Source organism: Streptomyces anulatus (genome assembly GCF_000721175.1).
Taxonomy (GTDB): Bacteria; Actinomycetota; Actinomycetes; order Streptomycetales; family Streptomycetaceae; genus Streptomyces; species Streptomyces anulatus_C.
This window is the reverse complement of sequence record NZ_JOEZ01000095.1, coordinates 1-1,452: the sequence shown is the minus strand read 5'-3', so window position 1 is coordinate 1,452 and position 1,452 is coordinate 1. Positions and strand designations below refer to the sequence as shown.

Annotated in this window: 1 protein-coding gene; it reads right to left on the bottom strand. The window is 69.4% G+C overall.

All coding sequences use genetic code 11. The features are described 5' to 3' along the window. Positions 1-22 precede the first annotated feature (22 nt). The gene (locus IG90_RS0138620; protein WP_030595991.1) at positions 23-1,348 is read right to left on the bottom strand and encodes an IS701 family transposase; all 1,326 of its coding nucleotides are present in this window, start codon (positions 1,346-1,348) and stop codon (positions 23-25) included. Positions 1,349-1,452 lie beyond the last annotated feature (104 nt).

The window sequence follows — 1,452 nt, the reverse complement described above, 5'->3', positions numbered from 1 at the left end:
TACTCCAGTGCGGTTTCGTGATCTATCCGGTGAGTTGGTCAGTTGACCGTTGTCGGTAGTGGCTGCGGCGGGCTGTTGCTTGGTGGCGTCGGCGCCAGGCAGACCAGTGCAGGAGCCTGGCGGCTGTCACGGTCGGCGGGATGAGCGCGACGACGAGTAGGCGGCGTATCTCGGGGACGGTCAGCGGGATCGGGTCGCTGCCGCGGGCGGGGTGGTGGGGATCGATGGGCCGGTCGGGGGCTGCGTCGATTGCGAGGGCGGTCAGGAAGGCCAGGGCGAGCATGGCGAGCGTGATGTGGCGGTGCCACGAGGTCCAGTTGCGGACCTGGTAGTGATCGAGTCCGACCTGGCCCTTGGCGGCCTGGAAGCACTCCTCGACGCTCCAGCGGACGCCGGCGACCCGGACGAGTTCCGCAAGGGTGACCGTGGTGGGTGACCAGCACAGGTAGAAGGCCAGTTCACCACTGGTGCGGTTGCGGCGGACGAGCAGGTGGCGGTGTCCGTCGGTGCCGATGTGGATCCAGGCCCAGTCGTAGTAGCGCGGGCCCTTCGCGCCGTTGCCGGCGCTGTGCCGCTGCCAGGCGCTGACGGGCAGGCGTTCGGCGACGGTGTCCGCCCGCGTGGTGGTGCGGCCTGAGTTGATCCGTACCCGGGTGGAACAGGCGACGGCCATCACGTAGCCGGCCCCGCGTGCCTCCAGGGCGGCACGAAGCTGAGGGTCCTGTCCGTAGGCTTCGTCGCCGGTCACCCACGGTGCCTCCACCCCGGCGTCCAAGGTGGCGGCGATCATCTCCCAGGCCAAGCGGGGCTTGGTCTGGAACTGCACAGTCTCGGGTATCCCGGCCGCCTGGCGGCGCCCGGGATCGGAGCACCAGGACTGTTCGGGCAGGTAGAGACGGCGGTCGATCAGGGCCCGTCCTCGGCTGGTGGTGTAGGCGAGAAAGACGCCGACCTGGGAGTTCTCGATGCGCCCGGCGGTGCCGGTGTACTGGCGCTGCACGCCCGCCGAAGCCCGGCCCTTCTTCACGAAGCCGGTCTCGTCCACGATCAGCACCGCGCCCTGGGTGCCGAGGTGTTCGACGGCGTAGGCGCGGATGTCGTCGCGGACGGCGTCGGCGTCCCAGCGGGCGCAGCGCAGCAGCCGCTGCATCGGGCCGGGCCGCGCATGGCCTGCCTGTTCGGCCAGCTGCCAGCAGTTCTTCCGCTCGGCACGCGACAGCAGTCCGAGCAGGTAGGCGCGGGCGGTAGCTCGGGGTTCAACTCGGCTGAACCGGCCCGCGATCCGGGCCATGGCCTGCTCGAACATCGCCCGCCATCGGGCGCCGTCTATGCTGTGACCTGCGGCCATCGCACGATCGTCATGAGTCCACACAACCCTTGATGATCACGCGGTGGCCGTTCCAGTTCTCACGCGGGTCCGACCCAAGATCGCGAAGTCACACTGGAGTACTA

What these genes read in the sequence shown, in the direction of transcription:
- IG90_RS0138620 (WP_030595991.1), bottom strand. Translation starts at nt 1,348, where the DNA reads ATGGCCGCAGGTCACAGCATAGACGGCGCCCGATGGCGGGCGATGTTC.